Origin of the sequence: Halovivax limisalsi, from assembly GCF_023093535.1 — an archaeon.
Taxonomy (GTDB): Archaea; Halobacteriota; Halobacteria; order Halobacteriales; family Natrialbaceae; genus Halovivax; species Halovivax limisalsi.
Genome location: NZ_CP095757.1, coordinates 3,440,133 through 3,467,123, shown reverse-complemented (window position 1 = coordinate 3,467,123; position 26,991 = coordinate 3,440,133). Strand labels below are relative to the sequence as shown.

Sequence of the window (26,991 nt, the reverse complement as noted above, 5' to 3'; positions counted from 1 at the left end):
GGCGCCGCCGCTGCTGGCGATCGTGCTGGCGATGACGACACGACAGGTGCTGGTGTCGCTGTTCGCCGGCGTCTGGGTCGGGGCGTTGCTCGTCGCGGGCTGGAACCCGATCGCGGCCTCGGCGCTGACGATGGACTGGCTGGTCGAGGTCGTCCGGTCGCCCTTCAACACCAAGTTCATCATTCTGATCCTGTTCATGGGCGCCGGCGCCGCGTTCATCTACCGGTCGGGCGGCATCCTGGCGCTGGAGCGCGCGATCGGCGACCGCGTGAACACGGCCCGCGACTCGCAGATCCTCACCTGGCTGATCGGCGTCTTCATCTTCTTCGACTCCTACACGAGCACCGTCGTGACGGGCAACGCGACGCGGGAGCTCTCCCAGGAGAATCGCTCCTCGCGGGAGATGCACGCCTACGCCCTCGACTCGACGACGTCGCCGGTCACCACGTTCGGACCCGTTTCGAACTGGATCGGGTTCCAGGTGTCGATGATCATCGTCGGGTTCGAGGCGACCGAGGTCACGACGGACGAACTCGGCGTCACCGCGTTCGGCCTGTTCCTGCAGTCGATCCCGTGGAACATCTACTGCTTCATGGCCTTCTTCATGGTGGGGTACGTCGCGATCACCCAGCGCTTCTTCGGCCCGATGCTGGACGCCGAGTGGCGCGCCCGCTCGACGGGCCGGACGATCCGCGAGGACGCGACGCCGCTGTCGGACGTCTCGACCGACGTCGGCGAACCGAGCGAGAAGAACCCGAAACTGGTCAACTTCTTCGGACCGATCCTCGTCCTGCTCGTCGTCGGCCTCGTCTCGATGTGGTACCTCGGCGGTGGCCACCAGCCCGGCGTCGATATCGCGACCGCCTTCCAGGAGACCGACGTGGCGCTCGGGTTGCTCCACGGCGCGTTCGCGTTCATGCTCGCCGGGTTCGTCGGCTCGCTCGCCTACCGGACGATGGACTTAGAGGAAGCCGGCGAGACGATCCTCGACGGGTTCAAGACGATGGTGATCGCGCTGGCGATCATCGTCCTGGCGTGGGCCATCGGCGTCGCCGCCGAGAACGTCGGCACGGCCGATTTCATCGTGAACGTGATGGTCGGCAGCGGCGTGCCCGGGAGCTTCCTCCCGCTGATCGTCTTCGTCGCGGCGATGTTCGTCGCCTTCACCACGGGAACCTCCTGGGGAACGATGTCCATCCTGACGCCGCTGGCGATCCCGCTGGGCCTCGAACTCGTCGGCCCGTCGGTGCTCCCGGTCGTGATCGCGATGCTGTTCGGCGGCGCCATCTGGGGCGACCACAGCTCGCCGATCAGCGACACCACGGTGATGTCGTCGATCTTCGCCGGCTCCGACCACATCGACCACGTCAACACCCAGATCCCCTTCGCCGCGACGGCCGCCGGCGTCACCGTGATCGTCCTCGTCCTGTACGGCCTGGGCCTCCAGAGCCCGATCGTCGCGCTGCCGCTCGCGTTCGTCCTGACGGCCCTCGCGGTCCTCGCGCTCAACAAGATCGACGCGCGGCGCAAGGGACTCCCCGAGGTGATGCCGACGGCCGCCGCCATCGAGTCCGGCGCGGTCGACGCCGAACGCGGGGAGGCTGCCCCCGGAAACGGGAGGTACGCGTTCCTCTCGCTGATTCCCGTCACCGCGATCGTCATCGTCGTCGCCTACCTCGCGCTCGTGTTCGCGTTCGCCGCACTCGGCGGCTGATCGAGGTCCGATCCACCTGCGTTTGATCCGAGCGAACGATGCTGGGACGTCTGAGCGGTCGAACCTGCGAATCGCACAGAGTACGTCGGTACAGTAGGATCCGTGCGGCGGTTACAGTCCGTAGAGGTATGTATCGATAACCCAGCCGAGAACAAAGAGGACGGACCCAAAGACTCCAGTGAAGACCGCACCAGTAACCGTCTCGGTTTCTCTCCAGCCCAAGCCGAGACCGACACTAACGACGAAACCAGCGACGATGACCCGCCAGTCCAAGGCCACGGTTTCACGGAACGGCTACTAGCTCTTTATACTGTACGTTTCGCACGCGATGGGGACGAATTCCGATTCCGTGATCGGAATCGGCGTCCGAAACCGGTGAATATCACCGCTGTCCGGCTCGCGATAGCGGCGCGTCTGGTAGCCGGGGTGATGACCGACGATGTCTTCTCCCCACTCGAAATTCGAGAGACGACGATTCGAAACCGGTTCGCGATGTCGCCGATGTGTCAGTACTCCGTCGACGACCGGGACGGGCTCGCGACCGACTGGCACCGCGTCCACCTCGGCTCGCGCGCCGTCGGCGGCGCCGGCGTCGTCCTGACCGAAGCCACCGCCGTCGAGAAGCGCGGCCGCATCACGCCCGAAGACCTCGGCATCTGGAGCGACGCCCACCGCGATGCGCTCGCTCCCGTCGTCGAATTCGTCGACTCTCACGGCGGGACACCCGGTATCCAGCTCGCACACGCGGGTCGGAAGGCATCGAAGACGCGCCCGTGGGACGGCGGCGAGCCGCTCCAGCCCGACGAGGGCGGCTGGGAAACGGTCGCGCCGAGCGCCGTTCCGTATCCGTACGACGACGAGCCGCCCGCGACGGCGAAACTCGAGGCGGACGAGATCGCCGACGTCGTCGAGTCGTTCCGGGCGGGAGCACGGCGGGCTCGCGAAGCCGGCTTCGAGATCGCGGAAGTCCACGCCGCCCACGGCTATCTCCTCCACGAGTTCCTCTCGCCGGTGACGAATCGCCGCGACGACGCCTACGGCGGCAGCTTCCGGAATCGAACCCGGATCGTCCGCGAGATCACCGAGGCCGTTCGCGAGGAGATGGGTGCGGATCGGCCCGTCTTCGTGCGCATCTCCGCGACCGACTGGCTCGACGACCGCGCATCCTGGGATATCGAGCAGTCCGTTCGCCTCGCGGACGACCTCTCCGACGCCGGTGCCGATCTGATCGACGTCTCGTCGGGCGGCATCAACCCGGACCAGGCCATCGAGTCGGTCGGTCCGAACTACCAGCTACGTTTCGCCGAACGCATCCGAAACGAGAGCGACGCCGACGTGAACGTCGGCACCGTCGGGGGCATCACGACGGCCCAACAGGCGGACGCCATCATCCGTAACGACCGCGCGGACCTCGCCATCGTCGGTCGGAAGTTCCTCGACGACCCCTATTTCCCGCTGCACGCCGCCCGCGAACTCGGTCGCGAGGACGCCGTCGACGTCCCCGTCCAGTACCAGCGCGGATTCTGAGTCCGCGGGCCCCGCGTCTCGACTTTCGCGTCTCGGTTCTCGGGGTGACGGACGTTCGGCGCGGCCGCCGGCGGTATCCCGGACCTCTCTCGACTCGCGATGGCCGTCGCTCCCGTCGAACGGTAGTGGGATTTCTGCGTCAGAACGTGACCCGTCCCTACGGTCGTTCCTCGGGCCGTGCGAAGCCCACGCCACCGGCGAGGATGGCAGTCCCGGCGAGGATCGTCGCCCCGAGGACGACGAACCCGTCGTCCGGATTCAGACCGGCGATCGATCCGGCGACGTCCACGACGAACACCGTGACGAACAAACTCAGGATTGCGAACGCGAGCATGGCGATTCCGGCCAGGAGCGCGCTGGCCAACGACCCGAACGTATCAAGAACTCCCATTGAACGGTATACTCACACACTTCATAAGTAAATGGCGATGGCGGCGTACGCACAGACCGTCTCGTGACGGTTGCCCGCCCATCCCCGTACCGAGCGGTGATCGTCGCCCCTGTCTCACCGCAACGCCTCGCCCCAGTCGCCGCCGTGAACTACCTCTTCGAGGCCGGCGCGTTCGCGCGTGTCCGCCGAACTCTCGACGCGCTCCTCGGCGGGGTGGCCGACCGCGATCGCGCCGATCGGATCGTACGCCTCGGGCACGCCGAAGGCCTCGCGAAACGCCGGCCAGTCCGCGTCCGGGAGGCCGAAGAACAGCGCGCCGAGGCCCTCGTCGACGGCGGCGTGCAGGATGTTCAGCGCGGCCATCCCGGTGTCGATGTACCAGTACGGCACCGGCCAGCGCGACTCGTCGCGGTCGGTCCAGCCCTTGTCCGGCTCGGCGTACCGATCGAGGTAGTCGTCCTTGCAGGCCAGCGGGACGACCACCAGCGGCGCCCGCCGGACGCGCTCGGGCTGGGCGTTGTGCTCGTTGGTCGCCCAGAAGCACTCGCGATCCGCGGGCGACTCCAGCGCGAGAAAGGCAAAGCCCTGGCTGAACCCGGCCGAGGGGCCCTGCAGTCCAGCGCTGACGATCCGTTCGATCGTCTCGTCGTCGATCGGCTCCTCGCGGAAGTTCCGGACCATCCGCCGGCGCTCGATGACCTCGTAGTACTCCATGCGCGCTCGTTTCGGGGCGTTCGTGAAAGGTCTGGAGGGTCGGGCGGGCCTCTGACTACCGCGCTTCGATCTAATCAGTAGCTATATAATATTTCACGACCACTGTCAGAATGGAAGCCACGGACTCCACCGAACGCGCGGGGACATGCGCAGGAAATGTCCCGGGTGCTAGGTCCACCCGAGACGTGGCTTCCAAACCGCGAGGCGATTTGGTTGCCATGTTTGCGAACACACTACCGAGACAAAAAGGTCTCGCACGCCTGTGGTACAGTCAGCGACAGCTATTCGTGGATTCCGTCTGGGATTCTAAACTGCGTTGGGAGCCTCGGTGTCAACTCGGCACGGTGGAGGGGAACTGACGATGGCCAGGTTTTCGAGTGAGGAGCCGGAGGGTGGCTGCGACCGCTGTGGGACCGGATTGACCACCGAACACTGGGTGTGCCTTCGGGCGGAGCACCGAGGGCAGCTGGCGGATTGGTACACGGCGTCGGAGAAGCGAATCTGCGCCGACTGTCTGGCCGCGCTAGGGATGCTGGATTTGGACGTTGGCAAGTGGGCTGCCGGACGGCAGGGAGAGCGACCGGACTCGGTGCGGAACTCTGTCGGTAGTTGAGGATCGGATGGTAATTTTCTATGCGACGACTTTTCTTTTTCGTGACTACGAGGTGGCTGGATAGCGGATTTTACGATTGCATTTGGATTGACGAACGTTCGAAGCCGTATTCGATCTCTCAATATCGCGGCGATAACTGGCAGATTGGACCCCGCTTGTTCCGAGTGGACAGAGGTACTGATTGGGTCGCGAAACCGTCCATCGGACAGTGCCGTGACTGCTAGTGTGAACGCTTATGTGAGCTGTAACGATACTGCAAGAACGATGGAACATACAACGAAATATCTCCTGTGTTGTCTTGGTGCGACTCTCTTTACGTTTACAACGACCGTTGTTGGACTTGTTTCACCCCTCATCGTTGGCAGTAGTGCCGTTCTAGTGGTCGGTTGTGCTGCAGCTCTAACGACATCATCGAGTCAGCACATCGTCGTCGGAACGATTGGTGCATTCGCCGTAATCATGGCCGGGGCCGTTGTCCCAGTAGGGCTGGAGGAAGTAGCTCTGCGTTGGAATCTGGATGAGCGCGTAGCCGTTTCACTTCTTCTGACCGGTTCGGTGGCTACGCTCGGAACTTCTCTCGAGGCTATTCGAAGACGGATGACTGCTGGCGAACCGATCCGGTAGTCTCCTGTTGACGGCTCACCGATCATCCAAGCGAGCACTCGATCGCTCCAATCACGCGCCGGATGCAGCGTGATTGATGGAGCAACCACGATTTGAAGACCCCCAACAGCGTTCGACACTGGCCGACCAACCATCGTTTCGTCTGTCTCCTCTGGCAATCTTCGACGGCGGAGTCAGTGTACTTTCCCCTCTGTCACCGTGGCAACTCGCCAAGTGGAACAATTTTCCTCCCGGTAGAACTCTCTGTAGTTCACTTACCACGTGCGTAGCGGAGCCAACACCCGCCCTTCTAGCCCCAAATTCTTCATATCGAACACAAAAATCAGGTCCATGGGAGTCGTTGGCAGAGAGGGAGACTGGCGGCTCGAAAAGACCGACGAGGGCGTGTACGAGATCACGTTCCGTCGGAAGGTGCGGGTCTAGGGTGTCACTCCCGGCGCACCAATGCGAGTGCGAAATGCACCACTGCTGGGCGCCACGCCCGTCCGAGCGGTCGGGTCGTATCAAGAAGGCGGCGGGACTCTTCGAAGCGCACGCCCAGGGCCCGCCACCGCTCGGGATGGAGCGCTCCGCGGGCGAATCTGCCATCGGCGGCGGTTCGCTGGACGACATTGACGCTGACGAGATCGATCTTGATTGATACTGCCCGCTGAATCTGCGCCGTGCTCGGCGGCTCAGGCGGCTATCGGCGCCAAATACGCACATTTCCTCCCTCACTTTCGCCCTCGACCGGTCTCGCTATCGGGCGAAATGTGCCAAACTGGTACTGGATGGCAATCAACGCATTCTGCAACCGTATTTCGACCTATTATATTTTTATATTCACTAACTCCGTAACATATTTAAATAATAACTAAAAAGTCTATTCATGAACCGCCCCCATTTGCCATATGTCACTATTGTGGGTATCGCAGTTCTCGGTCTCGCCCTACTGCTGAATCCCTTCTATTTATATCCGGATGGAGGGGGAGATTTCAAAGTCACATACCATGTTGTAGAGATTGGAAATGAATCTGGTGCTGAAGCGGCTCTTCAGCAATCGGAACAAGTATTGCACTGTCCCGGTGAACGTCCCTGTGCCTTGGAAAGGCAAATACTCGAAACGGGTTCTGTCGAATACGATGGGTTTATAGAGGATTATGAGGCGGCTCGTGCCGACCCGCGTACAAGTGAAGCCCCACGGTTGTACCCTGTAGTCAGTATTGAAGGTGATCTATACCTCCCAGAGAGCGAATACGTGGATAATAGGTCGATATTGACGCTCTCAAACGTCAGCGGCATGGAGGCAATTGAACACGCCAGTGTGGATGCAGCGGACCGGTCTACCGAAGTTCGTGAGGCGGTTGAAACTGGATCGGTTACAGTATACGGCGAACATATCGATGATTTTGAACAAAACCTGATTATCGAACACGATGGGAGCTATTATTGGCAACACCGATATCATTTTCGAGGCGGCCATTGGACGGGAGATGGAGGGCTTTGGGGAGCCAGAGCGTTGCTATATACGTTGGGTGGCGGATTGTTGGCGTACTCTGGATGGCGCCTTCGAGGTGATTGATTAACCGAGTATATGCTTCATCGGTTACTCACTTCGTCGTACTATAGGGGGTCTTATTCAGCATCGCTCTCTCAATGATAATGTCTCTGACAGTAGCTTCAGTGGGTACCTGCGCAAATCCGCTGAACGTGGTCGAAATCGATCTCGAATGAGATTCTCGCCCGGTATCAGCGCCTTTCGTCTGCTCGCTAGTGGGATCGAGCCCCGCTCAGTTACGGCAGAAGGGAGATGAGTGACTTCTTCACCAGTGTTCGTCCGCTCTCCGTCAGTTCGCCCGTAATTTTTCCGTCCATAATCGATGCCGGTGGGATCGTGTACAACGCCCACGGCATCAGGTCGGAGGTGTCGGTGAACGAGATTCCGTCGAGACGCTCGTCTTCGAGTTCCGGTGTCGTTTGTTGGTACTTCCCGGCGCTCGTTCCGATGCACATCACCGTACAGTCGGTGGCACTGAACGGGTGCGTATCGTGAGAGAGGACGATTACCGGCCGTTGTAGGTGGGCGTCGGTCGGATCTTGCGGCCAGCAAACGGTTCCTGCGGGTAGTTTACTCATTCAGGTCGTCGCTGTCGGCTTCCAACGCGGCGAGTTCTGCGTCCAGCTCCTCGTCGGTACGGTCGGCACCGATCTGTGTGTCGGGCGTTTCCGGCTCGGTATCCCCGTCGCGGTGGTGACCGAACATCCGATGGACTTGATCGAGCCTCGAGACGTACCGCCGAATGTCCTCTCGGTCGCCGAGTGCGTGATATAGCCATCGTCCGTCTTTCCGACGTAGTCATCGTCGTACAGGCGTTTGAGGGTGGTCGTGGCGGTCCCTCGGGGGATGGAAAGTGCTTCTTTGACGTCCTGTGGAGCGTACCCCCATTCGGGGTTTCGATAGAGGTAGGCCACGATATCCGACTTCGTGGTCCCCGGGCGAAGGGACAGCTCGGAGTCGTGGTTCTCGAGAAGCACTGGCATAGTGTACCCGAGTGTAGTCGACTGTACCACGAAACCAGTTCGGTCGATCCGGGTCACCGATATCCATCCGAAAACGGCTCCCGGATTGTTTCCCTGGCCTATCCTCAGCAGGCCCTGTGTACTTCCCCCGCCATTCACAACGAGACGCATAACTTCAACCGTTCGCATCCTCGCGCTCGTGCCGCCGCTGCTGGGTGCCACGCCCGTCCGAGCGGTCGGGTCGTACCACGAGACGGGGGCTCTTCGAAGAGCACGCCCAGGGCCCGCCACCGATTACCGCACCGACGCTCGGGGGACTGACCACCTCACCAACGGCGCTCGTGACAGCGGGTGTCGATCATCCTCATCCCGTTCATGGACGCGGCGTTATCTACCGGTCGAGTGGCATAGACTGCAGAGTCTCGGAGCAGCGCGAGCGGTCCGTACAGGTTCGCGTCGAGGAGCGTCCGAACGTACTCGGTCTCTGAGCCGTCGGATCCCGGCCGACAGTCGTGTCAGTCCGCCGTGTTTGACTCGCTCGCGTCTTGGAGACGGAGCCGGGCGGCGCAAGGGGCGTGTGGCGGCCAGACCGTCCACGCGGCCTCGGTAATCGGGGGGTCGTCCAGTCCGTCACCGCACCGCGCTACAGCGGACATATACATCTAATATTCACATCGGCCAGTAATTATATAATGTTTCGATCCCATAGTGGAAACTGGCGCCACGCTCCATTTTGTCGCGAACCCGTGGATGGGAGCCGCCCGCGTCCTCGAGCCGCGGCCGTCGGGGCGACGCGCTCGAGAGGCGGACCGGTCGCCCGCTACACCGACTCCGTCAAGCCGCCGTCGACCCGGACGTTCTGCCCGGTGACGTAGCTCGCCTGATCGGAGCAGAGGTACGCCACCGCGTCGGCGATCTCGTCGGTGCGGGCCGGCCGCCCCATCGGAATCTCCGCCCGCGTCTCCTCGTCGACCTCGAAGCTGTCGACGAAGCCGGGCTGGACGCTGTTCATTCGAATCCCCGCGTCTGCGTACCGGTCGGCGTACAGTTTCGTGAAACTCCCGAGGCCGGCGCGCAGCACCGACGAGACGGGGAAGTCGGTTGACGGTTCGAACGCCGAGAACGTCGAGATGTTCACGAACGCGCCGCCGTCGTCCTGGGACTCCATGATCGGCGTCACGAGCCGGGCCATCCGGACCACGTTCAACAGCACGAGGTCGAGTCCCTCGTGCCAGTCGTCGTCGGCGATGTCGAGCAGGTCGCCGCTGGCCGGGTGCCCCGTGTTGTTGACGACGGCGTCGATCCGGCCGTAGCGCTCGCGCGCGGCGCCGACGAGCGCAGCGAGGGCGTCCGGATCGGTGACGTCCCCCTCGAACCCGACGCCGGCGAGCTCGTCCGCGACGTCGACGGCGGCCCCCGATCTCGACAGCAAGACCGGCGTGTAGCCGTCCTCGCTCAACCGTCGCGCGCACGCCTCGCCGATGCCGCTCCCGGCCGCCGTGACGATCGCCACCGCTTCTTCGGGCATACGCCCCATACGCGCTGCAAGACAAAAGAATTCCAGCCGATCACCGCTCGCTCGGGGTCCACGGCGCCGTTCGGTCGCGTCGCCGTGCGGTCCGCGGGGTCGAACTGTGCCCGGTACCGGGAGCAATCTGAGCGCCCGATCGGTCCGCGAGCCGCGCGGTTCCACCCGTTGCGCTCGCGTCGGCGATCGCTTACAGTATACTGCCGGCACCTTTTCCGCGCCGATCGCCGCCCTGCAACCGTGTACGCGCTCGTTTCGCTCATACTCATCATCTCGCTGTCGATGCTGATCGTCCGCGTCGGCACGGTCGCGCTCACGATGACGGGACTGTCGGAGGAGGTCGCGTCGTTCCAGTCGCTGTCGGCGTACTCCGGCGCCGGGTTCACGACCGAGGAGGCGGAGGTAACCACCGCGTACCCCGCGCGACGGATGGTGGTGAAGACGCTGATCAGACTGGGGAGCGTCGGGCTCGTGACGTCGATCGCGACGCTGATCCTCTCGTTTACCGACCCGACGACGCGACTCAGACGACTGGTGATCCTCCTCGCGGCGGCGCTCGTGCTGGCGGCCCTCTCGCGGAGCCGGACGTTCAACGAGCTGCTCACGCCGTTGATCCGGCGCACCCTGGATCGGACGGCGACGTTCGAGCTCAGGGATTACGTCGGGCTGTTGAACCTCGACCGGGAGTACTGCGTCGCCGACTTCGAAGTCGACGCGGACTCGTGGCTGGCGAACGAGCGGCTGGCCGATCTCGAACTTCGGTCGACGGAGGGGATCGACGTCCTCGGAATCCGGCGCGAGGACGGCACATACCTCGGCGCGCCGTCGGGCGAGCACGAGGTGACCCCCGGCGACACCGTCATCGCGTACGGCCAGCGCGAGCGACTGGAAGAACTTGCCGATCGACCCGCGAGCGATACCGACGCACACCAAGACGCGAAGGCCGCCCACCGGCGGCTCCTGGCGCTGGAACGCCGGCTCGACCCCGAGCGCCAGCCCGTGCGCCCGGACTGAGCTTCGATCCGTCGGCTGGACCGTTCTGCCGTCGCCCGACTCCGGCTCTCGCCGCGGCCGCGGGCCGTGACGTACCAAAGGTACAACCGCGCGTCCGGCGAACGAGTGTGCATGACCGGCACCGACGACGATATCGACGACGTCGACCGCGGCATCCTGCACAGGCTCCAGCAGGACGCCCGAAACGAGTCGGCCCGAGAGATCGCCACGGCGGTCGGGGTCTCCGCGGGGACGGTTCGAAACCGCATCGAGAAGCTGGAGTCCGCCGGGATCATCCGGGGGTACCTTCCGGACATCGACTACGAGCGGGCCGGCTACCAGCTCACGATCCTCTTTACCTGCACGGCGTCGGCCCCGTCAGCGGAACTCACCGAAACAATCCTCGACAAACACGGCGTCGTAACGGTGCGGACGCTCCTGGCCGGCACCGAAAATTACCACGTGACCGTCGTCGGCACGGATACGGACGACGTCTCGTCCATCGCCGATTCGATCCGCGAGTGCGGCCTCGAGATCGTCCGGGCCGACGTTCTCGACGCGGAAGTCGTCCAGCCGTTCAATCACTTCGGGACGGAGGGCTCCGAAGCGGACGAATGATGCATTCCGGACGCGGGTAACTTTTCTCCCCGAAACTGCGGAATCAGCAATCTATTTTCGATTTGTTCGGTTGTGCCCGATACTGGGCCGGGGCTTTAACTGCATTCACCGCCACCGATTGGCCGAATGCAGTCACCCCACACTGGCGAGCCGGTCGACCGCGAACCGCTCGTCTACGAGATCGTCCAGCAAATTTCGGCGCGCGAGGCCGTCGATCCGCTGTCCCTCACACCGCCGCTTGCCGACGTCATCGACCCGGACGCGCTGACGGGGCTGTTCGCGTCACCGACGACGGACGCGGCGTCAGGCGCCGGGATCGTCACGTTCGAATACTGCGGATACGAGGTGACGGTCGACAGCGACGGGGAGGTCGCCGTCGAAGAGACGCCGGCGAACGAGTCCCCGGGGGACGAAACGGCCCGGTCCGTCTGATTCGACCGCCCGCCGATCCCCGATACGCGTTCCCGCCGCCCGGAGCGTACGAGCGGCTGAACCGGTGTCGATCACGGCGGACCCGACTCGACCGAACGGGCCGGCCGAGACGGTTTGATGGCCGTCCTCCGCGTACCGTCGACCATGACTTCCGAGGACGACCGGCGCCACGATTCGCTCGACCGCTCCGATCAGGACCTCGGCGCGTCGATCGCCGACGATCCCGACGCCCTCCTCGACGCGCTCCCGCACTACTATCGCGGCGAGGTATCCCAGGCCAACAGCGCCCAGAACCGGATCGACCAGACCACCAACTGGGCGATCACGGTGCTGGCCGCGCTACTCTCCGTCGTCTTCTCGAGCGCGGACATGCCGGCGTACTTGCTCCTGATCGGCCTCCTCGTCCTCCTGATCTTCCTGTGGTACGAGATCCGACGCTATCGCTTCTACGACCTCTACCGGGCCCGGGTCCGGTTTTTCCAGGAGAACGTCTTCGCGGACGCCCTCGCGCCGTCCGGCGTCGAACACCCGCGGTGGCGCGAGGAGCTGAGCGACGACCTGCGCCGGCCGACGTTCAAGGTGACGGCCTGGGAAGCCCTCTCCCGGCGGCTCCGCCGCATCTACGGGCTGCTGTTCGTCGTGGTCGGCGTCGCCTGGACGGCGAAAGTGACGCTGTTCACGCCGGAGACCCGGTGGACCGAGGCCGCGGAGCTGCCGGGCGTTCACGGGATCGTCGTGGCGTCGCTCCTGGGCGCCTTTTTCCTCGGCGTACTCGCCGTCGCGCTCTGGCCCCAGCGTCGCAGCGCGAAGGGCGAAATTTACGGCGAGGAACCGGGAGCGTGGAAGGAGGAGTGAGGCGTCCGCTCCGGCAAGCCGGAATCGGACTGGTCACCGCGTCGGCGCTCTCCGGACGGTTTGTCGTCCCGATTTGTGGTGCGGATCGAACCTATCGACCCGTAGCGATCGATACGAATAAGTACGAGATCCGTCCACTTTCCGGTGAGTCGTCATGCGAGGCGAACCCTCTCACCGTCCGTTCTTTTCGCCGCGGACGCGTCCGGCCGCGCGATCGGTCGAGTAGCTGCAGCATTCGCTCGCCTCGCTTCGCTACGTTTCACGCACGCGACGTCCGCGTCGCGTTCCGTAGTTGCACTCGATCCAGTGAACACACCAGTCAATGCAGCCTTCGACCGATCGCCCGGCCCAGCACGGGTCGGACAGCCGCGAGGACGGCTCGGTCCGCCCGGACCGCAGTCGTCGATCGCATCGCACAGAATCCAGCCGGACGCTGCCCTCTTTCGGGCGGCCACGTCGGATCCGTCCGCGACCGGTACGCTCGCCGGACCGGAGCGGACCGACGACCACGCGACGGGGGGTGGGCCGATGAGCGGAGCGACCAGTTCGACGGCCGACGCCGACGAGTACCCGCCGCTCCGGCGAAACCCGAACTTCGTCAGGTACTTCCTCGGGACGTTCGTCTCGAACGCCGGCGACAGCCTCTACAACGTCGCGATCCTCTGGCTCGTCCACGAACTTGGCGGGTCGACGGTCCTGACCGGCGTCGCGAGTTCGCTGTTGCTCCTGCCGTACCTGCTCCAGATCGTCGCCGGGCCGATCGTGGATCGGTTCCCGATCAAACCGCTCCTCGTGGGCTCGCAGGTGATCCAGGGCGTCGTCGTCCTCGCACTTCCGCTCGCGGCCTACACCGGGCACCTGACGGTCTGGTTCGCCATCGCGATGATTCCGGCGCTGGCGCTGATGACGCTCGTCACGTCTCCCATCCGGTCGACGCTGGTTCCGCGGATCGTCGCCGACGGCCAGCTCTCGCGGAGCAACTCGGCGCTCGCGACCGTCACGCTGGGGCTGGACATGATCTTCGACGCCCTCGGTGGCATCTTCGTGGCCCTCCTGGGCGTGACGACGCTCTTTCTCGTCGACTCGGTCACCTTCGCCGTCGCCAGCGTCCTGTTCGCCGGCATCGCCGTCCCCGCCGTCGAACCGGACGATGACGGGTCCGCCGAGTCGCCGGTCGAGACGTACGTCGCGGATCTTCGCGCGGGGATCGACGTCCTCCGCGGGACGCTGTTCGTCGACCTCCTGTTGACGTCGGCGGTGGCCAACTTCGCCGTCGGGATCACGCTCGCGATCCTGCCCGCCTTCGGCGATTCGCTCGGCGGGCCGGCGATCTACGGGCTGTTGCTCGGCGCCCTCGGCGTCGGGCGACTGCTCGGCTCGCTCGTCGCACCCGCCTGTTCGGGCCTGGCGTACGGCCGCCTCGTCGCCACAACCTTCCCGCTGGCGGCGGGGTGCTGGCTCGCCTCGGTCGCATTCGCGTCGCCGCTCTCCACGGTCCTCCTGTTCGGGATCGCCTGGATTCCGGCCGGGATCAACGGCGTCCTGACCGAGACGCTGAACCAGTCGATCTTCCCCGCCGATCGCCTCGGTCGCGTCGCGGCGATCAAGGGGACGGCGGCCACCGCGACGCTCCCGCTCGGCTCGCTCGTCGGCGGACTGCTCGCGTCGGCGCTCGGCCTCGCGACGACGATGGGGCTGGCCGCGTTCGGCTTCGCGTTCGTCGGCGTCTACGTCGCCGTCCGGCGACCGCTTCGGACGCTGCCGTCGGTGGACGCGGCCGCGCCGGCGGACTTCGACGTGACGATCTCCGACGCCGAGTGAGCCGAGAACCGGCGTCGCTTCGTTCGACCGCGTTCGTATCGCGCTCGTCGTTGCGGCCGGTCGCCGCCAACTACCCGCATTCGAATTTCGAACGCGTCCACTAGCGTAACGGGTGTCGATCCGCCCCCGCGGTCGTTCACGCATCTTCGAACAGGCCTGTACCTGCAGGTGTCCGGTACAGCGAGGGCAACGACGCCGCAGACCGGCTGTGATCCAACGAGCAATTAGCACAGTGGGGAATCTGACCCAACAGGTGTATTAATAAAAATTTAATACAATTTAGTTGAACTGCGTGGTGTGAAACGACTGCTACTGATCGTTCTGCTCGCATCGATGATGCTGCTCTCTGCAGGTTGCATCGGACTCGGTGACGGATCGGATTCCGGCCCCGAGAACCCGACCGAGACCGAGTCACCGGAGAAGACGGTCGATCCGCTCAGTGAGGGGGCGCTGCTCGACGCCATCGATTCCGTCGAACGCTACGAGTACGATCTGACGTTCCGATACGAGGTGGATTCCGCCCGTAATCTCTCCATTTCGGCTGCGGGTGCGGTCGACCGAGCCGCCAACAGCTACCGAAGCGAGCAGGAATACGATCTCTTCGGTACCGTCCAGTCCTCGACGTACTACGTCGTCGACGAGACGATGTACGCAACCGGTGATGCGTTCGATTCCGCCGACGGGTGGGTGAGACAGCCAGTCACCGAATCCGATTCGGATATCGTCCGCCAGAAGCTTGCCAACCTCTCCGCTCACACCACGCTTATCGAGAACGGGACGTATGGACAGTTCGGAACGGAGACCGTCGATGGCGTCGAGACGACCGAAATGGTCGCCTCGCTTTCCGAGAACCAGACCGATGCCGTGGCGGAATTCGTAATGGATGACCCGGCTAATCTGGAGGACGTGTCCTACAGTATTTACGTAAACGAATCCACCAGTTTCGTCCACAAGATCGAGTTGAACACGTCGGCCGCTGTCGACGAAGTTCGCACCACCACCTCGGTCGAAATCAAATTCGCGAACCACAACGGCGATATCGACGTCACGCTCCCCGAAGCAGCACGATCTGCGACGCCGGTCGACGACACCGAAGCCGACTCGTGACCGATCGACGCCGGTGAACGTCACTGTGTCGATCCGGTCCGGTCGGAAACCCCATGGCGTTTTGCGCCTCCGGCCCGAAATTCGGACGATGACCGATCGGTGGCAGACGCTCTTCGACCGGGCGAGCGACTACGACGTTTCGACGGACGACGTTCGAACGCGTCTGGACGCGATTCGTGAGGAGGGTGGGAGCGGTACGTCCGACGGCGCCGACGCGTCGCCGACCGACGCCGGAGGGGACGATGCCTGACCGGCCGAACCCGGCCCGCGTCGTCGCCGACGCCGACGTGCTGGCGGCCGACCTGCTCGTCGGCGAATCGGCCCGCGAGGCGCTCGATCACGTCCGGCGACACGACTGGGTCGAGCTGGTCGCGAGCGACGCCCTCCTCGCCGAAACCGAGCGGGTCGTCGCCAACCTCGCGGATGCCGACCTCGCCGCCGACCACCGGGCGCGGCTGGACGACGCGCGCGTGGCTGTCGACCACCCCGACGGGGATCACCCCGGATTGGCGTCGGCGTACGCGGGCGAGGCGGCCCACCTCCTCTCGTTCGACGACCGGCTCACCTCGGCCGCCGCGGGACTGACGATCAAACCGCGCGTCGACGTGAGCGTCCGCCAGCCGGACGCGTTCGCGACCCTCTTCGATCCCGAGAGCCTGTACGAGCACGTCGTCGGCGGCGACTATCCCGGTCCGGATCGCGATCCGCGAGCGTGATCGAACTGCCGGCGGCGTGCTCGAGCGCAGGTATCGTCACCCATTTGCGAGTTTGGATCGCCACCCGCGTCACCGTTCGTCCTCGGCCACCCACTCGGCGAACGCGGCCAGCGCCCGCCCGCGGTGGGAGATGGCGTTCTTCTCGGCGGGTTCCATCTCGGCCATCGTCGTCCCGTTGTACGCGAAGATGGGATCGTAGCCGAACCCGCCGTCGCCGCGCGGGGCGACGATCGTCCCCGCCACAGACCCGGTGAACGTCTCGACGTCGGGATCGGCCGGATCGCCCGACGCGGAGGCGATCACCGACCGGAAGCGAGCCCGGCGGTTCTCCTCGTCGGCCGCCAGGCTCCAGACGCGCTCGATACCCAGCGTGTCCTCGACGTACGCGGAGTAGGGGCCCGGAAAGCCCCCGAGCGCGTCGATCGAGAGGCCCGAGTCCTCGACGAACACCGGCTCGTCGCCGCCGCGTTCGCGGTAGGCCTCGGCGGCGCCGCGTCGGGCGATGGCCTCGATCGAGTCCGCCTGGATCTCGGCGTAGTCGTATGTCACCTGTTCGATCTCGGCGATCCCGTCGAAGTACTCGCGCGCCTCGCGAACCTTCCCCTCGTTGCCCGTCACGAACTGCAGGTGCATGGCTCGACCCTCGCGCGGCTGATCGAAAAGGGAACCGATCCAACTGCGGCTACGAGTTCGGCGTCGCCGATCGATCGCGAGGGCGGTACCGCCGTCACCGATCGACCGCGCTCAAAACGTCCGCGCTATCGGGACCGAAAGTTGCGGTAGCGTCGGCGTGACCGTTACTCGTCGTCGACGAGGACCTCGACCGGTTCGGAGTTCTCGTCGTCTCGCTCGTCCTCGCCCGGGCCCGTACTCTCCTGCCAGAGGAGCGCGGCGGCGACGCCGACGACGAGCCACGAGCGCCAGTTCGCGAGGTTCAGGGTGTAGCCGATGCCGAAGGGTTTCTCGACGAGCATGCCCTCGCCCGGTTTCCAGTACGCCGACAGCATGCGGCCGATGCTCGGTCGGTCGAAGTTGTACGGAACCCCCAGAATCTCTCCGGACGTCGGTTTGTCTGCCATACCGGACGATACGACCCGGGGTGTGAAGAGTATTGTGTGCCGGCACGAGGGCCGCGAGCGTCCGTCGGATCGCGATGCGGGCCGGTGTCTCACTGCCGGCCACCGCGCGGTCACCGCCGAAACAGCGTCTCGAGGACCCGCGCCTCGGCTCGCTGGAGGTGCTCCGCGGCCGTCGCCGTCGCGCAATCCAGCTCGGCCGCGACGTCGGCGGTCGTCGCCGTCCGGGGAACCTCGTAATAGCCCAGCTCGAGGGCGGTTTCGACGGCGGTTCGCTGTCGCGGCGAGAGCGCGGCGCGGGCGTCCGCCGGGGCGACGGTCTCCCCGCCGACCGCGTCGATCACGAGGCCGACGTCGTCCGGCACCGCCTCGACGGCCCGCTGGATGTCGGCGTCGGTCCCGACGATCGTGAACGAGTTCGACCCGTCGTCGTGACAGACGACCGGCGGAATCGTCAGCAGGCTCCCCCGGGTGAAGGTTTCGAACAGCGATCGCGCGGCCGGGTCGACCCGCCCCTCGAGAAAGCAGTGACACTCCCGTTCGGCGATCGGGAGGAGTTCGTACGCGTCCACCATCTCGGCGGCGGCGAGTTCGGCCTCGAACCGCCGATAGTCCCCCGTGAGCCGGAGTAAAAACGCCGTCGGCGGCTTCGCGACGTTCCAGTTTTCGATGCGCACCCGATCGAGGAACGCGGCGCCGCCCGCCAGCCGCTCGTACAGCGCCGGCGCGTAGGAATCGGTCGGGTGCAGCGTCAACCGGACGCGTTTCATGGAACGCACAGTACCGGCGCCGGTCACTTGAAGGGGGGTGAAATATTCGGCTCAAACGTTCTGTGCGTTCGCCGCATCCGTTCGAACGCCGATGGACCGAAACGTTGGCGGACTCGATCGCATCGTCCGTGGTGTCGTCGGAATCTGGCTACTCGTCGTCGCCGTCGCGGCCCTCGCCGTCGGGGCTCGCGGACGGGCGACGATTGCAGCCGTCGCGGGAGCCGGTCTCTGCTGGAACGCCCTGACCCGGTTTTGCGGGGGGAACTACCTGCTTGGCATCGACACGACCGGCGATAACTGCGATCGCGGGTGATGCGGAACTCCGGCACGCCCCGCGCGACCGCTCTCGCCGGTCACTCGCCGACGTAGCGCCCGCGGCCCTCGATGTCCGCGAGTCGATCCAGCACGCGCTCGTCGCCGGCTTCCTCGTACGCCTCGAGAAACGCGTCCCGGAGCGGCTCCGGTTCATTCGCCGTTCCGACGAGACTCTGGTCGAAGACGTGGAGGTCCATCGCGTAATCCTCGACGTGATCGGTGTGATAGCCCAGCCCGAAGTCGATGAGGTAGGTCGGACCGGGCGTCGACGCGGTCGAATCGCTTCCCTCGCCGTCCGTCGACCGTTCCGGTCCCGGCCCGCGCACCCGGACGTTGCGCGTCGTCGGATCGCCGTGGACGAAGCCGGCGTCGTGTATCGCCGCCAGGTGCCGCCCCACCGCGCGGACCCGATCGACGGAGAGGGCGTCGCGGAGGTCCCGGTCGCCGACGGACGCGAAGGTGATCGTCGATTCGAAGGGGTCGACGTCGCAAAGTACGGGCGTGGGGACCCCGACCCGTCGCGCCTGGCTGGTGAGTCGCGCCTCGATCGCCGTCCGCTCGCGGCGCAGCCTCTCGTCGAGTGCCGGGTGCCGGTAGGACTTGGGCTGGCGGCGCTTGGTGACCACGCCGGCCTCGCGGTCGACGGTGACGACCGCCTCCGCGCCGTCGACGATCCGCTCTGGTGGCTCCGTCGCGGCGATCGAGCGTCCCGCGTCCTCGCGCCACCCGACGACCACCTCGTCCGGCCGAAAGTCGGGATCGATGCGGGAGTCCGCGACGGGCAGGGTCTGGCCCGCCTCGGCCATCTTCGCGCCGAGGACGGCGATCATCCCGGCGTTGTCCCGGAGGAACCGGGGTTCCGGCGCGTGAAACGACGCGCCGCGGGCCGCACACATCTCGGAGAGCATCTCGCGCAGGCGGGCGTTCTGCCCGACGCCGCCGCCGAGGACGAGTTCGGCGCTGCCCGTCAGCGACAGCGCCCGTTCCGAGACCTCCGTCAGCATCGCGAAGATCGTCTCCTGGAGGCCGACGCAGACGTCCTCGACGGGCGTCCCCTCGTCGTACTCGGCCTTGGCCGCGGACATGATCCCCGAGAACGAGAAGTCCATCCCCTTGACGACGTACGGCAGATCGACGTACTCGCCGTCCGCGGCCGCCCGCTCGACCTTCGGGCCGCCCGGGTGCGACCAGCCGACGTGGCGGGTGAACTTGTCGATCGCGTTGCCGACGCCGGTGTCCATCGTTTCGCCGAGGACGCGGTAGCGCCCGTTCCGGTAGGCCAGCAGGTGGGCGTTCGCGCCGCTCGCGTTCAGGCAGACCGGATCGTCGAAGTTCGCGGTGTGCCGGCCGATCTCGAGGTGGGCGACCATGTGATTGACGCCCACGAGCGGGACGTCGAGCGTTTGCGCGAGCGCGCGGGCGGCCGTCGCGACGATGCGCAGACACGGCCCGAGCCCCGGACCCCGCGAGAAGGCGACGGCGTCGATCGGCGGCTCGACGGGATCGCCGTCAGAATCCTTCCCGCCGTTCGCCGCGGCCAGCTCGCGGGCGTGATCGAGGGCCGTCTCGACGACCCGCGGGATGGCCGCGTGCATGTGTTCGGCGGCCTCGCGCGGGTGAATGCCGCCGCTCTCGGGCTGATACGGGTCGCTCTCGATGACCGTCGAATCGGCCTCGGAATCGTAGACGGCGGCGCTGGCGGCCCAGGCCGTGCCCTCGATTCCGAGGACGCGCCGGTAGGAATTCACGGTTGATCGCGCTCCCGACCGCTATGGGGCGGCGACCACCGACCGCTCACGGCGCGGTGCGCCGTTCGCGATAGTCGATGCCCCTCGCTGCGCTCGGGCCATCGCTACTCCCACTCGGTGTAGCCGCACTTGCCGCAGTGCTGGCGGTCGCCGTGCTCCGCGAGGTAGGCGTCGCCACAGCGCGGGCACTCCTCGCGCTCGACGGTGCCGTCCTCGCCGTAGAGTTCGTGTCGGCTCATTTCAGGCCTCCTCCGCTTCGGCTTCCTCGCCCGACTCCTCGGCGTCGACGCCGATCTTGTTGCGGTCGAGCATGTGGTCCTGTTCGACTTCGGTCGCGGCGTCGGCGGTCTCGTAGACCTTCGCTTCGCCGACGGTCTTTCGCATGCCGAACTTCGTATCGAGGTTCCGGACGACGACCTCGTTCGCGTCCTTGTTGAGCGTGGCCGCGAGACTGTCACGCACCTGCAGTCGCGAGGGCGTGGCGTCGTCGTGGGTCAGTTCGAACGTGACGTCCGTACGATGCAACATCGGATTGTCCGTCTCTTCGACGATGGCGACGTCCATGATATCACTCAGTTACCCTACTATCCCCCGGTCGTCGCTAAAAGGATTTCGAACCCGTCACCCCACCCGCCGCGCGCTCGACCCGATTCCCGGGCCGCTCTCACCCACGCTGCTCGTCGCGAGGGGGCTCCGTCCGAACGTGATTGTGGTATAACAAGAATTATTACGGCCACCAAACAACCCACAGAAAATGCCCTCCAGACGCCAGATTCTCGCCGGGGCTGTCGGGGCCGGTGGGTTTGGGGCCGCTGTCGCCGGTGTCCGGACCGTCAGCTCGGACGGACTACAACTCGCCGCGTCCGACTGGCCGATGCCGAGGTACGACGCCGCCGGCACCGGACACAATCCCGCCGGATCGGGCCCGGCCGACGACGCGGCGGTTCGCTGGGAACAGTCGGCGAACGGAGCCGTATTCGGTTCCCCAACGCCAATCCTGGTGGACGGAACGCTCATTACCGCCGGCGGGGGTTCGTTCGCCGCGTTCGACGCGGAGACCGGCGAGAAACGCTTCGAGCGGTCGGTGTCGTACAGTTCGGCCCCGGCGTGGGTTGGCAGTGACATCTACCGAACCGGGACCCTCGCGGTGACCGGTCCGGAGGGTGTCTTCGGGCTGAACGCCGGCGGTGGCTACGACCTGGCCGGCTGGTCGGTTGGCGCCGAACGCTGGCACGCGCCCAGGCTGGATTCAGCGGGTGGGCTGTTCGGTGCGGCGACCGGCCGTGCGCCGGTTGCCGTCGGCGGCACGGTCATCGCGGCCGTTCCTGGGACGCGCCGGTTCGTCGCCCTCGACGGCGACAGCGGTCGCATCGAGTGGCGACACGAGGTCGGCGACACGGGCGGTGATCCGCTGCTCCGGCCGGTCGTCCGCGACGGCGTCGCGTACCTCGCGAGCTGGCCGAACGATCTCCACGCGGTCGAGGTCGAATCGGGCGACTCCCTGTGGGAGGTCGAACTCGACGCCGACGAGATTCTCTCGCCGACGGCGACGAGCGAGGGGATCGTCGTCCCCGACTGGAACGCCGTCTTACTCGTCGATCCGGAGGACGGGCACACCCGGTGGACATACGACTACGACGGCAACGCAACTGACTGGAGCGCCGCGGTCGCGAACGATACCGTCTTTCTGACGGATGGTGACGGATTCCTGCACGCGATCGACCTTGCGAGCGGCGACGAGGTCTGGTCGACCGAAACCAGTCGCCAGAGCGCGCCCGTCGTCGCGGACGGCGTCGTTTACATCTCCACGCTCGGTGAGGCGACGATCTCCGCGTTCGACGTCGGATCCGGCGACCGGCTGTGGACGCGGGACGGCCCGGTGGGTCCCTCCCAACCGATCGTCGGCGACGGTGTCCTCTTCGTCGCGGGGTACGACCGAACCGTCGCCCTGGAGGAAGCATGACCGACGCGTATCCGGACGAACCCCGCGACGAGACTGGCGATGTCGCGGCGCCCTGGGGCCGATCGGGGCTGGTAACCGGGTCCATACGGAGTGCCGTCTCTCGCCTGGCGAGTATTCCGACCCTCCTCGTTCCGTTCGCCGCCGTCGCCGCGCTTATTACTGGGATCGATAGGCTTCGGCACCGGGATCCGATCCCATCGGTCGCGTGGGAATCGGTGGCCGACAGTACGATCCACGTCGAGTATCCGCTCTATCCGGCCCCCAGGTCGCGAACGATCCGTCGGCTCGAGGCGCTGATCGATCTCGAAGTCCCGTACCTGTTGTGGGCGATCGGGCTGGAACTCCTGACGATCGGGGCGGTTGCGGTCGCCGGTGTGATCGTGATACACCGGGCGCTCGCCGACGCGGGAATCGATTCGCCGCCCGTTCGCCGCCGACTCGGCGCCTATATCGGGTTCGTCGTCGCCGTCGACCTTGTCGGTCGGATGCTCGGCGGCATCGGTGCGTTAGACGAGATGGGGCTCGTTCTGGGAGTGCCGGTACTGATCGCGCTGCTCGTGGTCAGTATCAGACTCCTTCTCGTTCCGATCCTGCTGGTCGCCGGTCGATCCCTTCCGTTTGCGATCCGACGGAGTAACCGACTCGCACGCGGGCACGGCTGGTCCTGTCTCGGAGTGATTCTCATCTTCGGACTGGGGACCTGGCTCCTCGCGAGCGTGCCGATCGTCGGAACGTTCCTCACGGGCCTGGTGATCGCTCCGCTGCAAGCCGTCACCCTGGTCGCGATCTACGGGCGACTCTCACGCGGAGAGAATCGGGCCGCCAGTCCGGCTTCTTAGTCGCTGCGGACGACCATCCCGCGGGGAACCTGCGACCCGAAGGCCTCGTCCCACTCGATCGGGACCGCACGCCAGTGTGCGCCGAAGTCGCTCGACCGGTAGAGGCCGCGATTGGTCGCGCCGTAGACGACGCCGGGCTCGCCGGTGGTCGCGAAGACGGTCCTGACGACGCCGTCGCCGGTCGGCAGGCCGGTGTCCTCGAGCAGTTCCCAGGCGTCGTCGCCGCGAAGGCGGTAGACGTAGGACTCGGCCGAGTCGGGCGTGTGCGCACTGGTCGCGCCCGACGCGCTCGAGACGAGCACCGTCTCCGGGTCGCCGGGGTCGGCGACGACCGACCAGCAGTAGCGGTGGTCGAGCCCGACCTGCGGTTGGTCCCAGGTTTCCCCGCCGTCGGTCGAGCGCGCGAAGCCGTCGCCCGCGGCCGCGTAGACGAGGCCCTCACGATCGGGGTGGGTCGCCAGGCTGTGGTTGTCCCGGCGCGCGCCCGGCGGGCGTTCCTGCCAGGTCGCTCCGCCGTCCGTACTCAGCAGGAAGGCGCCGGCCTCGATCCCCACGTAGAGGCGGTCGGGGTCGAACGGGTCGACCTCGATCCAGCGCACGTGGTGGGTGGTCGGCCGCGGCGGGAAGAACCACTCCGGCTCCGACGGGAGGTCGGCGATGCCCTCGAGGTGCGTCCACGAGTCCCCGCCGTCGCGCGAGCGGTAGAGTCGGCTCGGTTCGGTCCCGGCGTAGACCGTCTCCTCGTCGTGGGGCGAGCGGGCGAGCGCCGTCACCGGATCGCCGTCGCCGACGTCGAGGCGCTCCGGATCCCCGTCGGTCACGCGCAGACAGCCGCGGTCGAACGTCCCGACGAGCAGGCGATCGGGAGCTGCCGGATCGCCGGCGAGGCACTGCAGTCGGCCGGCGTCGAGGGGCGTCGTCGCCAGTTCGGCGTCGGCACCCGTTCCCGTCACCGTCAGCAGTCGATCCTCGAGGGCGAGGTGAACGATGTCCATGGCTGTGACTCCGCTCGCCGACGTGATGGCTCTTGGGTGCGAAGCGGCCGCTTCCGCTACGGTAGTGCCGGCGAACGACCGACGACGCGACGAGAACCTTCGAAACCGCCTTAGTCGTCCGTCGCGGGCGCTGTCACCGGTTCGACGCGCTGGCCGCGCGGCCCGTCCAGGTCCACGTCCGGCAGGAGATCTCTGAGGTACTGGCCGGTGTAGGACTCGTCGTTCTTCGCCACTTCCTCGGGCGTGCCCGTCGCGACGAGTTCGCCGCCGTGCTCGCCGCCCTCGGGGCCGAGGTCGACGATGTGGTCGGCGTTCTTCACGAGGTCGAGTTCGTGCTCGATGACGACGATGGTGTTGTCGTTGTCGGTCAGGCGGTGGAGCACGTCGATCAGTTTGCGCTCGTCCGCCGAGTGCAGCCCCGTCGTGGGCTCGTCGAGCAGGTAGAGCGTGTTGCCGGTGTCCTTCTTCCCGAGCTCCTCCGCGAGTTTGATGCGCTGGGCCTCGCCGCCCGAGAGCGTGGTCGAGGGCTGGCCGAGGCGCATGTAGTCGAGGCCGACGTCCTTCAGCAGCTGGAGGCGTCGGCGGATCTGGCTCGAGGACTCGAAGAAGTCGTAGGCCTCCTCGACGCTCATGTCCAGCACGTCCGAGATCGTCTTGCCCTTGTAGGTGACGTCGAGCGTGGCGTCGTTGTAGCGCTCGCCGCCGCAGGCCTCGCAGGGGACGTAGACGTCCGAGAGAAAGTTCATCTCGATCTTGACGGTGCCCTGGCCGCCGCACTCCTCGCAGCGCCCGCCCTTGACGTTGAAGGAGAAGCGTCCGACCTCGTAGCCCCGCTGCTTCGCGAGCGAGGTCTGGGCGAATAGCTCGCGGACGTGGTCGAAGACGTTCGTGTAGGTCGCCGGATTCGAGCGCGGGGTTCGGCCGATCGGCGACTGGTCGATCAGGCGGACCGTCTCGATCTCGTCGATCCCCTCGATCGCGTCGTGCTCGCCGGGGACGACGCTCGTGTTGTTGTTCATCTCGCGGGCCAGCCCCTTGTAGAGGATGTCGTGCATCAGCGTCGACTTGCCCGACCCCGAGACGCCGGTGATCGCGGTGAAGCAGCCCAGCGGCAGATCGACGTCGAGGTCGTCCAGGTTGTGCTGACGGGCGCCCCGGATCGTGAGGTGCCCGTCGGCCTCGCGGCGCGTCTCGGGGACGGGAATCTGTTTGCGCCCGGAGAGGTAGTCACCCGTGATCGACTCCTCGCTGGCTTTCACGTCTTCGAGGGGCCCGTTGACGACGACCTCGCCGCCGCGCTTGCCTGGACCGGGGCCCATGTCGACGATCGTGTCCGCCCGGCGCATCGTCTCCTCGTCGTGTTCGACGACGATGAGGGTGTTCCCGAGGTCGCGAAGCTCCTCCAGGGTGTTCAACAGCCGGTCGTTGTCGCGCTGGTGGAGCCCGATCGAGGGTTCGTCGAGGACGTACAGCACGCCGACGAGGCCGGCGCCGATCTGGGTCGCCAGCCGGATGCGCTGGCTCTCGCCGCCCGACAGCGTCGAGGCCTCGCGGTCGAGCGTGAGGTACTCCAGCCCCACTTCGACCATGAACCCCAGGCGCGCGCGGATCTCCTTGAGGATCTCCTCGGCGATCGTTCGCTCGCGCTCGGTGAGGTCGGCCTCCATCGACTCGAAGTGCGCCAGCGCGTCGCCGATGCTCATCGCGTTGATCTCGGTGATCGCCGTGCCGTCGACGAGGACCGCGCGCGAGGCGGGTTTCAGGCGCGTGCCGTCGCAGGCGGGACAGGCCGTCGCGGACATGAAGTCCTCGATGTGCTCGCGCGTCGAGTCCGAGTCCGTCTCGAGGTACCGTCGCTCCAGGTTGGGGATGACGCCCTCGAAGCGCTTTCGCTTCCGGCGGCTCCCGCTGCTCGTCGAGCGCTGGAAGAGCACTTGCTCGCTCGTCCCGTGGAGGAAGGCGTCCCGAACCTCCGGGTCCAGGTCCTCGAACGGCGTCGACAGCGAGACGTCGAAGTGGTCGGCGACGGCGTCCAGGCGCGTCTGGTAGTACGACCGGTTGTAGCTCCAGGGTTCGAAGACGTGCTTGAGCGGCTTCGAGGGGTCCTGGATGACGAGGTCCTCGTCGATCTCCTTGGTCTCGCCGAGGCCCTCACACTCCGGGCAGGCGCCGTGGGGCGAGTTGAAGGAGAAACTGCGCGTCTCGATCTCCGGGATGTCGATCCCGCAGTGCGTGCAGGCCAATTCCTGGGAGAACTCGACGACGAGTCGGTCGTCGGCGTCGTCGACGCCGTCCTCGCTCTCGGCGTCGGTGCCGTCGGCGTCGCCGGTCGTCGTGCCGAGGTCGCCCGTCCGGCGGGCTTCCTCGCCGAGGTACTCCGCCGCGTCTGCGGGCGGATCGGGCAGGATCAGCTTGAGGACGCCGTCGGCCTCGTCCAGGGCCGTCTCGACGCTGTCGACGATGCGCGGGCGGTCCTCGGGCCCCACTTTCACCCGGTCGACGATCACGTCGATCGTGTGGTCGTAGTTCTCGTCTAACGCCGGCCGGTCGAGCGTGAGGTCGTGCTCCTCGCCGTCGACCTCGACGCGCGCGTAGCCCTCCGAGACGAGCTGGTCGAACAGGTCCTCGAAGGCGCCCTTCTGGTCGCGAACGACGGGCGCGGCGAGTTTGAGGCGGGTGCCCTCGGGGAGTTCGAAGATCCGCTCGACCATGTTCTGGGCGCTCTGCTCGCCGACCTCGCGGCCGCACTCGGGGCAGTGGGGCGTCCCGACGCGGGCGTAGAGCAGCCGGAGGTAGTCGTGCAGTTCGGTGACGGTCCCCACTGTCGAGCGCGGGTTGTTCGCGGCGTTCTTCTGGTCGATCGAGATGGCGGGCGAGAGGCCCTCGACGGTCTCGACCTGGGGCTTGTCCATCTGGCCCAGGAAGTTCCGGGCGTAGGCGGAGAGGCTCTCGATGTAGCGTCGCTGGCCCTCGGCGTAGATGGTCTCGAAGGCGAGCGAGGACTTACCCGAGCCCGAGAGGCCGGTGACGACGGTCAGGGACTCCCGGGGGATCGAGACGTCGAGGTCGTTCAGGTTGTGCTCTTCGGCACCGCGGACCTCGATGTACTCGGCGGTCATCTACCGGTCGTCAG

General features: G+C 66.1%; 28 protein-coding genes. 14 read left to right on the top strand and 14 right to left on the bottom strand.

Translation table 11 applies throughout. The features are described 5' to 3' along the window. Positions 1-31: 31 nt before the first annotated feature. Complete coding sequence (locus MXA07_RS16150) at positions 32-1,714, top strand: Na+/H+ antiporter NhaC family protein (protein WP_425492227.1); 1,683 nt, start codon at positions 32-34, stop codon at positions 1,712-1,714. A gap of 111 nt (positions 1,715-1,825) precedes the next feature. Here MXA07_RS16150 and MXA07_RS16145 read toward each other — a convergent pair whose 3' ends face one another. Further along, entirely contained in the window at positions 1,826-1,993 is a 168-nt protein-coding gene (locus MXA07_RS16145) for a hypothetical protein (protein WP_247729623.1), read from the bottom strand. 150 nt (positions 1,994-2,143) lie between these two features. Here MXA07_RS16145 and MXA07_RS16140 point away from each other — a divergent pair, with 150 nt between their 5' ends. After that, positions 2,144-3,241, top strand: a complete 1,098-nt coding sequence (locus tag MXA07_RS16140; protein WP_247729622.1) for an NADH:flavin oxidoreductase/NADH oxidase — start codon at positions 2,144-2,146, stop codon at positions 3,239-3,241. Between the two features lie 157 nt (positions 3,242-3,398). Here MXA07_RS16140 and MXA07_RS16135 read toward each other — a convergent pair whose 3' ends face one another. Then, the gene (locus MXA07_RS16135) at positions 3,399-3,632 is read right to left on the bottom strand and encodes a hypothetical protein (protein ID WP_247729621.1); all 234 of its coding nucleotides are present in this window, start codon (positions 3,630-3,632) and stop codon (positions 3,399-3,401) included. A gap of 114 nt (positions 3,633-3,746) precedes the next feature. Next, a complete protein-coding gene (locus MXA07_RS16130; RefSeq protein ID WP_247729620.1) occupies positions 3,747-4,346 on the bottom strand; it encodes a nitroreductase family protein in 600 nt (199 codons plus the stop codon). A 2,105-nt stretch (positions 4,347-6,451) separates the two neighbouring features. On the opposite strand from MXA07_RS16130, the gene MXA07_RS16125 reads away from it, so the two are divergent. After that, complete coding sequence (locus MXA07_RS16125; RefSeq protein ID WP_247729619.1) at positions 6,452-7,144, top strand: DUF8127 domain-containing protein; 693 nt, start codon at positions 6,452-6,454, stop codon at positions 7,142-7,144. A gap of 212 nt (positions 7,145-7,356) precedes the next feature. On the opposite strand, the gene MXA07_RS16120 is transcribed toward MXA07_RS16125, so the two are convergent. The 3 genes from MXA07_RS16120 to MXA07_RS16115 form a co-directional block, all read right to left on the bottom strand. After that, on the bottom strand, positions 7,357-7,575 hold the full coding sequence (locus MXA07_RS16120) for a hypothetical protein (protein ID WP_247729618.1): 219 nt from the start codon (positions 7,573-7,575) through the stop codon (positions 7,357-7,359). Between the two features lie 115 nt (positions 7,576-7,690). Beyond that, positions 7,691-7,825, bottom strand: a complete 135-nt coding sequence (locus tag MXA07_RS18205) for a hypothetical protein (protein WP_282102524.1) — start codon at positions 7,823-7,825, stop codon at positions 7,691-7,693. A gap of 1,077 nt (positions 7,826-8,902) precedes the next feature. Continuing rightward, positions 8,903-9,610: an SDR family oxidoreductase gene (locus tag MXA07_RS16115; protein WP_247729617.1), complete on the bottom strand. Its 708-nt coding sequence runs from the start codon at positions 9,608-9,610 to the stop codon at positions 8,903-8,905. 240 nt (positions 9,611-9,850) lie between these two features. Between MXA07_RS16115 and MXA07_RS16110 the strand changes: the two genes are divergently transcribed. The 8 genes from MXA07_RS16110 to MXA07_RS16075 all read left to right on the top strand — a co-directional run bounded on the left by MXA07_RS16110 (position 9,851) and on the right by MXA07_RS16075 (position 16,152). Beyond that, positions 9,851-10,624 (top strand): TrkA C-terminal domain-containing protein, encoded by a 774-nt coding sequence (locus MXA07_RS16110; RefSeq protein ID WP_247729616.1) that lies wholly within the window; start codon positions 9,851-9,853, stop codon positions 10,622-10,624. Between the two features lie 111 nt (positions 10,625-10,735). Continuing rightward, positions 10,736-11,221, top strand: coding sequence for an Lrp/AsnC family transcriptional regulator (locus MXA07_RS16105; protein WP_247729615.1), 486 nt, complete (start codon positions 10,736-10,738; stop codon positions 11,219-11,221). Positions 11,222-11,347: 126 nt separating this feature from the next. Then, the gene (locus MXA07_RS16100; RefSeq protein WP_247729614.1) at positions 11,348-11,653 is read left to right on the top strand and encodes a HalOD1 output domain-containing protein; all 306 of its coding nucleotides are present in this window, start codon (positions 11,348-11,350) and stop codon (positions 11,651-11,653) included. Positions 11,654-11,797: 144 nt separating this feature from the next. After that, positions 11,798-12,508, top strand: a complete 711-nt coding sequence (locus MXA07_RS16095) for a DUF2270 domain-containing protein (RefSeq protein ID WP_247729613.1) — start codon at positions 11,798-11,800, stop codon at positions 12,506-12,508. Between the two features lie 528 nt (positions 12,509-13,036). Then, a complete protein-coding gene (locus MXA07_RS16090) occupies positions 13,037-14,329 on the top strand; it encodes an MFS transporter (RefSeq protein WP_247729612.1) in 1,293 nt (430 codons plus the stop codon). A 297-nt stretch (positions 14,330-14,626) separates the two neighbouring features. Continuing rightward, positions 14,627-15,436 carry a hypothetical protein gene (locus MXA07_RS16085; RefSeq protein ID WP_247729611.1) on the top strand — a complete coding sequence of 270 codons (810 nt, stop codon included), beginning with the start codon at positions 14,627-14,629 and terminating at the stop codon, positions 15,434-15,436. 88 nt (positions 15,437-15,524) lie between these two features. After that, positions 15,525-15,686 (top strand): hypothetical protein, encoded by a 162-nt coding sequence (locus MXA07_RS16080; RefSeq protein ID WP_247729610.1) that lies wholly within the window; start codon positions 15,525-15,527, stop codon positions 15,684-15,686. Further along, a complete protein-coding gene (locus MXA07_RS16075) occupies positions 15,679-16,152 on the top strand; it encodes a DUF7384 family protein (protein WP_247729609.1) in 474 nt (157 codons plus the stop codon). Before MXA07_RS16080 ends, MXA07_RS16075 begins: the two co-directional genes overlap by 8 nt. Positions 16,153-16,221: 69 nt before the next feature. Here the strand turns inward: MXA07_RS16075 and rdgB are convergent, their stop codons facing one another. The 3 genes from rdgB to MXA07_RS16060 all read right to left on the bottom strand — a co-directional run bounded on the left by rdgB (position 16,222) and on the right by MXA07_RS16060 (position 17,998). Continuing rightward, positions 16,222-16,785 carry an RdgB/HAM1 family non-canonical purine NTP pyrophosphatase gene (gene rdgB, locus MXA07_RS16070; protein WP_247729608.1) on the bottom strand — a complete coding sequence of 188 codons (564 nt, stop codon included), beginning with the start codon at positions 16,783-16,785 and terminating at the stop codon, positions 16,222-16,224. A gap of 164 nt (positions 16,786-16,949) precedes the next feature. Then, positions 16,950-17,231, bottom strand: a complete 282-nt coding sequence (locus tag MXA07_RS16065) for a DUF5808 domain-containing protein (RefSeq protein WP_247729607.1) — start codon at positions 17,229-17,231, stop codon at positions 16,950-16,952. Positions 17,232-17,341: 110 nt separating this feature from the next. Beyond that, a complete protein-coding gene (locus tag MXA07_RS16060; RefSeq protein ID WP_247729606.1) occupies positions 17,342-17,998 on the bottom strand; it encodes a helix-turn-helix domain-containing protein in 657 nt (218 codons plus the stop codon). Positions 17,999-18,089: 91 nt separating this feature from the next. Here MXA07_RS16060 and MXA07_RS16055 point away from each other — a divergent pair, with 91 nt between their 5' ends. Continuing rightward, complete coding sequence (locus tag MXA07_RS16055) at positions 18,090-18,311, top strand: YgaP family membrane protein (protein WP_247729605.1); 222 nt, start codon at positions 18,090-18,092, stop codon at positions 18,309-18,311. Between the two features lie 40 nt (positions 18,312-18,351). Here MXA07_RS16055 and MXA07_RS16050 read toward each other — a convergent pair whose 3' ends face one another. The 3 genes from MXA07_RS16050 to MXA07_RS16040 all read right to left on the bottom strand — a co-directional run bounded on the left by MXA07_RS16050 (position 18,352) and on the right by MXA07_RS16040 (position 20,625). Next, the gene (locus MXA07_RS16050) at positions 18,352-20,061 is read right to left on the bottom strand and encodes a bifunctional N(6)-L-threonylcarbamoyladenine synthase/serine/threonine protein kinase (RefSeq protein ID WP_247729604.1); all 1,710 of its coding nucleotides are present in this window, start codon (positions 20,059-20,061) and stop codon (positions 18,352-18,354) included. A gap of 104 nt (positions 20,062-20,165) precedes the next feature. After that, a complete protein-coding gene (locus MXA07_RS16045; protein ID WP_247729603.1) occupies positions 20,166-20,300 on the bottom strand; it encodes a 30S ribosomal protein S27ae in 135 nt (44 codons plus the stop codon). A gap of 1 nt (position 20,301) precedes the next feature. Next, complete coding sequence (locus MXA07_RS16040; protein WP_247729602.1) at positions 20,302-20,625, bottom strand: 30S ribosomal protein S24e; 324 nt, start codon at positions 20,623-20,625, stop codon at positions 20,302-20,304. A 190-nt stretch (positions 20,626-20,815) separates the two neighbouring features. On the opposite strand from MXA07_RS16040, the gene MXA07_RS16035 reads away from it, so the two are divergent. Next, positions 20,816-22,024, top strand: a complete 1,209-nt coding sequence (locus MXA07_RS16035; protein WP_425492180.1) for an outer membrane protein assembly factor BamB family protein — start codon at positions 20,816-20,818, stop codon at positions 22,022-22,024. Then, positions 22,021-22,863, top strand: a complete 843-nt coding sequence (locus MXA07_RS16030) for a hypothetical protein (RefSeq protein WP_247729600.1) — start codon at positions 22,021-22,023, stop codon at positions 22,861-22,863. Before MXA07_RS16035 ends, MXA07_RS16030 begins: the two co-directional genes overlap by 4 nt. Here MXA07_RS16030 and MXA07_RS16025 read toward each other — a convergent pair. Both MXA07_RS16025 and uvrA read right to left on the bottom strand, forming a co-directional pair. Next, positions 22,860-23,858 (bottom strand): WD40/YVTN/BNR-like repeat-containing protein, encoded by a 999-nt coding sequence (locus tag MXA07_RS16025; RefSeq protein ID WP_247729599.1) that lies wholly within the window; start codon positions 23,856-23,858, stop codon positions 22,860-22,862. The two genes, MXA07_RS16030 and MXA07_RS16025, sit on opposite strands and share 4 nt — an antisense overlap. A gap of 110 nt (positions 23,859-23,968) precedes the next feature. Then, positions 23,969-26,977, bottom strand: coding sequence for an excinuclease ABC subunit UvrA (gene uvrA, locus MXA07_RS16020; protein ID WP_247729598.1), 3,009 nt, complete (start codon positions 26,975-26,977; stop codon positions 23,969-23,971). Positions 26,978-26,991 lie beyond the last annotated feature (14 nt).